The sequence below is a fragment of the Actinosynnema sp. NPDC023794 genome, from assembly GCF_040639675.1.
Taxonomy (GTDB): domain Bacteria; phylum Actinomycetota; class Actinomycetes; order Mycobacteriales; family Pseudonocardiaceae; genus Actinosynnema; species Actinosynnema luteola.
Genome location: NZ_JBFAFR010000075.1, coordinates 1 through 9,923, shown reverse-complemented (window position 1 = coordinate 9,923; position 9,923 = coordinate 1). Strand labels below are relative to the sequence as shown.

The 9,923-nt window shown below is 74.1% G+C and carries 2 protein-coding genes; both read right to left on the bottom strand.

The window, feature by feature from the left end; genetic code table 11:
- Positions 1 to 6,749: SDR family NAD(P)-dependent oxidoreductase (locus AB0H12_RS44750; protein ID WP_499632760.1), on the bottom strand; the 6,749-nt coding region annotated here is incomplete at its 3' end.
- Between the two features lie 6 nt (positions 6,750 to 6,755).
- The coding region (locus tag AB0H12_RS44745) for a type I polyketide synthase (RefSeq protein ID WP_499632757.1) at positions 6,756 to 9,923 on the bottom strand (3,168 nt) is incomplete at its 5' end.

Sequence of the window (9,923 nt, the reverse complement as noted above, 5' to 3'; positions counted from 1 at the left end):
GCCTCGATCGGATCACCCAACGTCGTACCCGTACCGTGCGCCTCCACCACGTCCACATCGGACGGTGACAACCCCGCGTTCGCCAACGCCTGCCGGATCACCCGCTCCTGCGACGGCCCGTTCGGCGCGGTCAGACCGTTCGACGAGCCGTCCTGGTTCACCGCCGTGCCTGCCAGCACCGCCAGCACCTGGTGGCCGTTGCGGCGGGCGTCCGACAGGCGTTCCAGCAGCACCAGACCCGCACCCTCACCCCAGCTGGTGCCGTCGGCGGCGGCGGAGAACGGCTTGCACCGACCGTCGGCCGCCAACCCGCGCTGCCGCGAGAACTCGGTGAAGCCGACCGGCGTCGCGATCACGGTCACGCCGCCGGCCAGCGCCAGGTCGACCTCACCCGTGCGCAACGCCTGCGCGGCCAGGTGCATCGCGACCAACGAGGACGAGCACGCCGTGTCGAGGGAGACCGCGGCCCCTTCCAACCCGAGCAGGTAGGCGATCCGACCGGACACCACGCTGGTCGCCGCGCCGGTGCCGAAGTACCCCTCGACGTCGGTGGGCGCGCCGTACCCGGAGGCCCAGATGCCGGTGAACACCCCGGTCCGGCTGCCGTGCAACGAGGTCGGGTCGATCCGGCCGTGCTCGAACGTCTCCCAGGCGGTCTCCAGCAGCACGCGTTGCTGCGGGTCCATCGCCAACGCCTCACGTGGCGAGATCCCGAAGAAGTCCGCGTCGAACCCCGCCGCATCGGTGAGGAATCCACCGGAACGGGTGTAGCTGGTGCCCGCGTGATCAGGATCCGGGTGGTAGAGCCGATCCAGGTCCCAACCCCGATCGGTCGGGAAGTCCGTGATCGCGTCCACCCCGTCGGACACCAACCGCCACAAGTCATCCGGCGACCCGACCCCACCGGGCAAACGACACCCCATACCCACGATCACGATCGGGTCGTCGTCCACCGCCCGCACCACCGGCGCAACGATCTCCCGACGCGCGCCGACGATCTCGTCGCGCAGGTAGTCGGCCAGGCGCGCCGGGGTGGGGTGGTCGAACGTCACCGTGGCGGGCAGCCGCAGGCCGGTGGCCGTGCCGAGGCGGTTGCGCAGCTCCACGGCGGTCAGCGAGTCGAACCCGAGGTCCTTGAACGGCTGCCGCGTGTCGACGGCGTCCGGCGAGGCGTGCCCGAGCACGGTGGCGGTGTTGGCCGTGACGACGTCGAGCACCACGGCGGTCTGCTCGGCCTCCGACAGCGACCGCAGCCGGTCGGCCAGCGCACCGCGGTGGACCGGTCGCTTGACGGGCTTGCGGCCCACCAGCCCGCGCAGGGCCGACGGCAGCACGGGCGTGCGGGCCAGGGCGGGCAGGTTCAGCGCGACGGGCGCGACGGCGGCCCGGTCCGCGGCCAGCGCCGCGTCGAACAGGTCCAGCGCGTGCTCGGTGGTCAGCGGCACGACGCCGGCGCGGGTCAGGCGTTGCCGGTCGGCGTCGGAGAGGTGCCCGGTCATGCCGGACGCCTCGGCCCAGTATCCCCAGGCCAGCGAGACGGCGGGCAGGCCCAGGGCACGCCGGTGCACGGCGAGGGCGTCGAGGAACGTGTTCGCGGCGGCGTAGTTGGCCTGGCCGGGGCTGCCCAGCACACCGGAAGCGGACGAGAACAGCACGAACGCGGCCAGGTCGAGGTGCCGGGTCAGCTCGTGCAGGTGCCAGGCCGCGCGCGCCTTCGGTGCGAACACGTCGGCCACCTGCTGCGGCGTCAGCGCGGTGATCACCGCGTCGTCCAGCACACCGGCCGCGTGCACCACGGCGGTCAGGTCCGGGATCGAGGCCACCAGCTCGACGACCTGCTCGCGGTCCGACACGTCACACGCGACCACCCGCACGTCCGCGTCCAGCTCCGGGGCCTCGCCGCCGCCGCGACCGACCAGCACCAGCCGTCGCACACCGTGCTTCGCGACCAGGTGCGCGGCCACCGCACGGCCGAGCGTGCCCAGGCCGCCGGTGATCAGCACCGTGCCGTCGAGGGCGGCGGGCAGGGCGAGCACGATCTTGCCGATGTGCCGGGCCTGGCTCATGTGCCGGAACACGTCCACCGCGTCACGCACGCCCCGGACGTCGATCGGCAACGGCGTCAGCACGCCGTCGGCGAAGGCCCGCAGCACCTCCGCGAGGATCTCGCCGAGCCGCCGCGGCCCGGCGTCGGCGATCTCGAACGCCGTGTAGTCCACGCCGGTGTCGGCGCGGATGTCGGTCTTGCCCATCTCCACGAACCGGCCAGCGGGCGCGAGCAGGCGCAGGGACGCGTCGGTGAACTCGTCGGCCAACGAGTTGAGCACCACGTCCACCCGCGGGAACCGCTGCTCGAACTCCAGCGTCCGCGACGACGCGATGTGGTCATCGGCCAAGCCCAAGCCGCGCAGCACGTCCCACTTGCCCGGGCTCGCCGTGGCGAACACCTCCGCGCCCAGGTGCCGGGCGAGCTGGATGGCCGCCATGCCGACGCCGCCGGTGCCCGCGTGGATCAGCACCCGATCGCCCGCGCCGACCCGGCCGAGGTCGACCAGGCCGTACCACGCGGTCAGGAACACCACCGGCGTCGAGGCCGCCCGGGCGAACGTCCAGTCGGCCGGCATCGGGGCGAGCAGCCGGTGATCGGCGACGGCGATCGGCCCGAACGCGCCCGGCACCAGGCCGAACACCCGGTCGCCCGGCCGGAACCGGTCGACGTCCGGCCCGACCTCGAGCACCACGCCCGCGCCCTCGCCGCCCATCAACGCCTCGCCGGGGTAGACGTCCAGCGCGATGAGCACGTCGCGGAAGTTCAGCCCGGCGGCCCGCAGGGCGATCCGGACTTGGCCCGACGCCAACGGCCCGGTCAGCTCCGGCCGGGGCACGAGCGCCAGGTCGTCGATGCTGCCGGTGCCGACGTCCTCCAGCCGCCACGGGCCGTCGGGCGGGATGAGCGCGCGGTCCACCCGCACGAGCCGGGGCGCGAGCAGCACTCCCCCGCGCACCACCAGCTCCGACTCGTCGGCCAGCGTGCCGTCCCACGAGTCGTCCGCGTCGACCAGCACGAACCGGTCGGGGTGCTCGGCCTGCGCCGCCCGCACCAGGCCCCACACCGCCGCGTGGGCCAGGTCGACCACGTCACCGGGCACGGCGGCGACCGCGTCGCGCGTGACGATCACCAACCGGTCCTGGTCGTCCTGGATGGCGGCCAAGGCCTCCAGCGCCGCCGCCAAGGCCGCGTCAGGGACGTCGCCGGGGTGGTTCGACACGTAGTGGCGGGTGCCGGCGGTGTCGTTCCCGGTCACCGGCGACCACTCGAGCCCGAACAGGTCGTCCGGGGTGTCGGCGAAGGCCCGGACCGCCAGGGATGCCACGGACGCGACCACGGCGCCGTCCGGGTCGGCGAGCGTGACCGAGTACGTGTCGGGGCCGCCGGACAGCCGGACGCGCAGCACGGTCGCGTCGGTGGGTCGCAGCACCGCCCCGGAGAACGCGAACGGCAGCTTGGCCGGGCCGTCCGGGTGCAGCAGCGCCACCGGGTGCAGGGCGGCGTCGAGCAGCGCCGGGTGCAGGGTGAAGCGCTCCTCGGCGGGCGCCTCGACCTCGGCGTGCACCTCGTCGCCGACCCGCCACGCCGCCGTGACGCCTTGGAACGCCGGGCCGTAGTCGTAGCCGAGGGCGGCGAACGCGTCGTAGAGGTGGGTGACGTCGAGCGGTTCTCCGTTCGGTGGCCACGGGGTCGCCCAGGTGGGTTCCGGGACGTCGCCGAGCGTGCCGGTGGCGTGCCGGACCCACTCGTCGGCGTGGGAGTGCACGGTGACGGTGCGCAGGCCCGAGTCGTCCGGCGGTCCGACGACGACCTGGAGCCGCACCACGTCGTGGTCGAGGACGAGCGGCGCTTCCAGGACCAGCTCGCGCACGGCGGGTGCGCCGACCCTGGTCGCGGCGAACGCGGCGAGTTCCAGGAACGCCGTGCCGGGCAGCAGCACGGACCCGCGCACGGCGTGGTCGGCCAGCCACGGGTGCGTGGACAGCGACACCTTGCCGGTGAGCGCCGCGCCGCCGTCGGGCAGGTCCACCACCGTGGTGAGCAGCGGGTGGTCGCCGGTCTCGGCGGTGGTCGGCCGCAGCCAGAACCGCTGCCGTTGGAACGGGTAGGCGGGCAGGGGCGCGGGGGTGACGCCGGCCGGGAACCGCCAGTCGACCTCGACGCCCCGGACGTGCAGGCGTGCGAACGCCGTGCGGAACTCGTGCGGCTGGTCGCGGCGCAGGGTCCCGGTGACCAGGACGTCACGCCGATCGGCCGTCTCCTCGACCGACGACGTCACCACCGGGTGCGGGCTGACCTCGACGAACACGCCGTGGCCGTGGTCGAGGAGGGCGCGCGTGGCGTGGTCGAACCGGACCGGCTCGCGCAGGTTGCGGTACCAGTAGTCGGCGTCGAGGTCGGTGGCGGGCGCGCCGGTGACCGTGGAGTAGAGCGGGATGGCGGCGGGTCGCGGGGTGATGCCGGCCAGGTCGTGCCGGAGCCGGTCGCGGATGGCCTCGACCTCGACCGAGTGGGCGGCGTAGTCGACCGGCAGGGCGCGGGCGCGGAGGTCGTCGGCGGCGCAGGCGGCGAGCAGTTCGGTCAGGTCCCGGGTGTTGCCGGAGACGACGACCGCGCCGGGCGCGTTGACCACGGCGACGGTGAGCCTGCCCGACCACCGGTCGAGGTAGGCGGCGGCGCGTTCCGGCGACAGCGCCACGGACACCATGCCGCCCTGGCCGGCCAGCGACACCAGGGCCTTCGACCGCAGGGCGACGACCTTCGCGGCGTCTTCCAGCGACAGGATGCCCGCGACGTGCGCGGCGGCGATCTCGCCCTGGGAGTGGCCGACGACCGCGTCCGGGACCACGCCGTGGGCGCGCCAGAGCCCGGCCAGCGCCACCATCATGGCGAACAGGGCGGGCTGGACCACGTCCACCCGGTCGAGCGCGCCGTCGCGCAGGACGTCGACCAGCGACCAGTCGACGTGCGGGGCCAGGGCTTCGGCGCAGGCGTCGAGGTGGGTGCGGAACACGTCCGACGTCTCGTACAGCTCGCGGCCCATCCCCGGCCACTGCGCGCCCTGGCCGGGGAACACGAACGCGGTCTTGCCCGGGACGCCCACCTCGCCGGTGATCAGGCCGGGTGCGCTGCCACCGGCGGCCAACGCGTCCAGGCCCGCGCGATCCAGGACGACGGCGCGGTGTTCGAAGTGCGTGCGGTTCGCGAGGGCCTGGGCCACGTTCGCGGCCGGGGCGTCGACGGTCTTGAGGCGCTCGGCCTGGGCCGTCAGGGCTTGGGGCGTGCGCGCGGACACCAACCACGGGAGGTCGACGTCCACCGTGGATGGTGGTTCGGCCGGCACGTGTTCGAGGATCACGTGGGCGTTGGTGCCGCTGATGCCGAACGAGGAGACGGCGGCGCGACGCGGGCGGTCGGCCCGCGGCCACGGTGTCGGCTCGGTGAGGAGGGAGACGTTGCCGGCCGTCCAGTCCACGTGGCCGGTGGGCCGGTCGACGTGGAGCGTGCGCGGGAGGGAGCCGTGCCGCATCGCCATGACCATCTTGATCACGCCCGCGATGCCGGCGGCGGCCTGGGTGTGGCCGATGTTCGACTTGATCGAGCCGAGGCGCAGCGGCTCGACCCGGTCCTGGCCGTAGGTGGCCAGCAGGGCTTGCGCCTCGATCGGGTCGCCGAGCGTGGTGCCGGTGCCGTGCGCTTCGACGGCGTCCACGTCCGACGGCTCCAGGAGGGCGTTCGCCAGGGCTTGGCGGATGACGCGTTCCTGGGACGGACCGTTGGGCGCGGCCAGGCCGTTGGACGCGCCGTCCTGGTTCACCGCGCTGCCGCGCACCACGGCGAGGACGCGGTGGCCGTTGCGGCGCGCGTCGGACAGGCGTTCCAGCAGCACCAGGCCCGCGCCCTCGGACCAGCTGGTGCCGTCGGCGGCCTCGGCGAACGACTTGATCCGCCCGTCCGGCGCGAGGCCGCGCTGCCGGGCGAACTCCACGAACCCGGCCGGTGTCGCCATGACCGTGACGCCGCCGGCCAGCGCCATCGTGCACTCCCCGGCGCGCAGCGCCTGCGCGGCCAGGTGGATCGCGACCAGCGACGACGAGCACGCCGTGTCGACCGACACCGCCGCGCCCTCCAGGCCGAGCAGGTAGGACACGCGGCCCGAGGTGGTGCTGGTGGCGATGCCGGTGGCGAGGAAGCCCTCCAGGTCGGGCGGCGGCTGGGCGGCGTAACCCGAGGACCACACGCCGGTGAACACGGCGGTCCGGCTGCCGCGCAGCGAGGTCGGGTCGATGCCCGCGTGGTCGAACGCCTCCCAGGCCGTTTCCAGCAGCACGCGTTGCTGCGGGTCCATCGCCAACGCCTCGCGCGGCGAGATGCCGAAGAAGCCGGCGTCGAACCCGGCGCCGTCGGCGAGGAAGCCGCCCGACCGCGCGTAGGTCGCGCCGGGGGTGTCCGGGTCCGGGTCGTAGGGGACGTCCCAGCCCCGGTCGGTCGGGAAGTCGCCGATCGCGTCCACCCCGTCGGCGACCAGTCGCCAGAGGTCGTCCGGCGACTCGACCCCGCCCGGGTAGCGGCAGCCGATGCCGATGATCGCGATCGGCTCGCGGGCGGCCTCCTCCACCTCGGCCAGGCGCTTGCCCATCACCCGCAGGTCGGCCGTGGCGCGCTTGAGGTAACTGCGGAGCTTGTCTTCGTCGGCCATGAACAGCTACTCCCCCGCGGTGCGGTGCTCGCCCGATCGGATGACCTGGGTCCTGCGGTGCTCGTCGTCGAGGATGCTGAACAGCTCGCTGTCGGTGGCGTCGTCCAGGTCGTCCTCGGGCTTGGCGCGTTTGGCGGTCCACGACGCCAGCAGCGCTTCCAGTCGTGCGGCGACGGCGTCGTGGTCGGCGTGGTCGATTCGGTCCAGAGTGGACTTCAGCTGGTCGAGCTCGGCCAGCAGCGGGTCGGGTGCGGTCGCGGCCAGCCGTTCCCGCAGGTGGTCGGCGAGCCGGGCGGGCGTCGGGTGGTCGAACGTGAGCGTGGCGGGCAGGCGCAGCCCGGTCGCGGCGTCGAGCTGGTTGCGCAGCTCCACGGCGGTCAGCGAGTCGAACCCGAGGTCCTTGAACGCCCGGTGCGGGCCGACGGCGTCGGTGGACGTGTGGCCGAGCACTTGGGCCACGGCGCGGCGGACCAGGTCCAGCACGTCGTGCGTCGGCTCGACCTGGACGGACGGGTCTGCCGTTCGGCGGGGCCGGACGAGCGACCCGCCGACCCTGCCGCGATCGAGCCGGACCGGCGCCAACACCGGTTCGCCCGCGGTGAGGGCGGCGTCGAACAGGGCCAGGGCCTCGTCGGTCGCCATCGGCAGCACGCCCGCCTTGGCCATCCGGCGCCGGTCGGCCTCGGTGAGCTTGCCCGTCATGCCGCTGGTCTGCGCCCACGGGCCCCAGGCCAGGGACACGGCGGGCAGGCCGTTGGCGTGCCGGTGGGTGGCGAGGGCGTCGAGGAACGTGTTCGCCGCCGCGTAGTTGGCCTGCCCCGGCCCGCCCAGCACGCCCGCGGCGGAGGAGAACAGGACGAACGCCTCCAGGTCGGCGGTCAGCTCGTGCAGGTGGAGCGCGGCGGCGGCCTTGGGCTCCCAGACCACCGCGAACCGTTCGGCGTCCAGCGACTGCACGACGGCGTCGTCCAGCACACCGGCCGTGTGCACGACCGACGTGACGGGGTGCTCGGCGAGCAGCCTCGCGACGGCGTCGCGGTCGGCCACGTCGCAGGCGACGACCGTGACGTGCGCCCCGGCCAGGTCCGCGACCAGGTCGGCGACGCCGGGCGCGTCCGGCCCACGTCGACTGGCCAGGACCAGCCGCGTGACGCCGTGCTCGGCCACCAGGTGACGGGCGACCGCACCGCCGAGCACGCCGGTGCCGCCGGTGATGAGCACCGCGCCGTCCGGGCCGAGGGTGGACGGCAGCGGTGCGAACTCGGCGCGTTCCAGGGTGGGCACGTGGACGCGGCCGGCCCGGACGGCCAGCTGCGGCTCGTCGCCCGCCACCAGCGGCGGTCCGTCGGTGTCGACCAGCACGAACCGCCCGGGGTGCTCGGAGGCGGCGGAGCGGACCAGGCCCCACACGGCGGCGGCCCGGAGGTCGGTCACGTCCTCCCCCCGCACGGACACCGCGCCGCGCGTCACCACGACGAGTCGGGCCGAGCTGTCGGCCGCGGCCAGGAACTCCTGCACCACGCCCAGGGTCTCGGCCGGGTCGGTGGCGTGGTGGAGCCGGTCGGCTTCACCGGCCGCACCGGTGACAGCGTCCGTTTCGTGCCACGCGACCCGGTAGAGGGACTGTCGCCGAGGTGTCGTCTGAGGGGCGCGCAGGGCCAGCGACTCGATGACCGCGATCGGTTCGCCGGCCGGGCCGACCAGGCTGACCCGGTAGGTCCCGGGTCCGGTGGCGGTGAGCTTCACGCGCGCCGCGGCGCGACCGGTCGACCAGACCGTGACGCCGGTGAACGAGAACGGGACCTTGGCACGGTCGTCGGCGATCGTGACGGCTTGCAGCGCGGCGTCCAGCAGCGCGGGGTGCAGGGTGAAACCGTCGCCGTCGCCGTCGAGTCGGACGTCCGCGTAGAGGTCGTCGCCGTGCCGCCGAACGGCCCGCAGGCCCTGGAACGCCGGACCGTACTCGAAGCCGGCGTCGGCCAGGGAGTCGTAGAAGCCGGTCAGGTCGACCGGTTCGGTTTCCGGTTCCGTCCACGGCACGGGGGCCACGCCCGCGCCGAGCACACCGGTGGCGTGACGCAGCCAGTCGCCGTCGGACTTGGAGTGGAGGGCGACCGGGCGTCGTCCGGCCTGATCGGACGCGCCGACCGTGACCCGCACGTCGACCGCGCCGTCGAGCACCAGCGGCGCCTCCAGCGCCAACTCCTCGACCGCCGGGCAGCCGACCTGACCGCCCGCCCGCAACGCCAGTTCCACGAACGCGGCGCCCGGCAGCAGGGCGGAACCGAGCACGGTGTGCTCCGCGAGCCAGGGCTGGGTGGCCGGGGACAGCTGCCCGGTCACCACCACGCCCTGGTCGTCCGCCAACTCCACCACCGCGCCCAACAACGGGTGGTCGACCGCGGCGAGCCCGGCGCCCGTGACGTCCGTCGACGCGGCGGGCCCCAACCAGAACCGCTCGCGCTGGAACGCGTAGGTCGGCAGCTCGGCGTGCGCGGTCGGCAGGGTCCACTCCGCGCCGGACACCCACAGCTTGCCGAGGGCCGCGAGCAGCCGTTGGGGCGAGTCGTCGTCGCGCCGCATCACCCCGGTCGGCACGAGCGTGGGATGAGGCCCGATCTCCAAGAACGCCGTCACACCATTGGCACGCAACCACTCCACGCCATCGGAGAACCGCACCGCGTCCCGCGCCTGCCGCACCCAATACCCGGCATCGAACACCGCGCCTGCGGAAGGGTCCCCGCCCAGGGGATCCCTGTTTTCAACGCTACCCGAACCCCCCGACAACACCGTCGACACAATCGGGATCTGTGGATAACCGAACGCCAACCCCTCCACGACCCCCTCGAACTCCGCCAGCATCGGCTCCATGTGCGCGGAGTGGAACGCGTGGCTCACCGCCAACCGCCGCGTCTCGTGCCCCAAGGTCTCCCACAAGTCCGCGACCTCCAGGACCGCGTCCTCGTCACCCGAGATCACCACCGCCTCGGGCCCGTTGACGGCCGCGATCTCGACACCCTCGGGCAACGTCTCCGCCACCTCCGCCGAGGCGGCCCGGATCGACACCATCGCCCCACCAGACGGCAACCCCTGCATCAACCGACCCCGCGCCGACACCAACACACACGCGTCCTCAAGGCTCAACACACCGGCGACGTGCGCAGCGGCGACCTC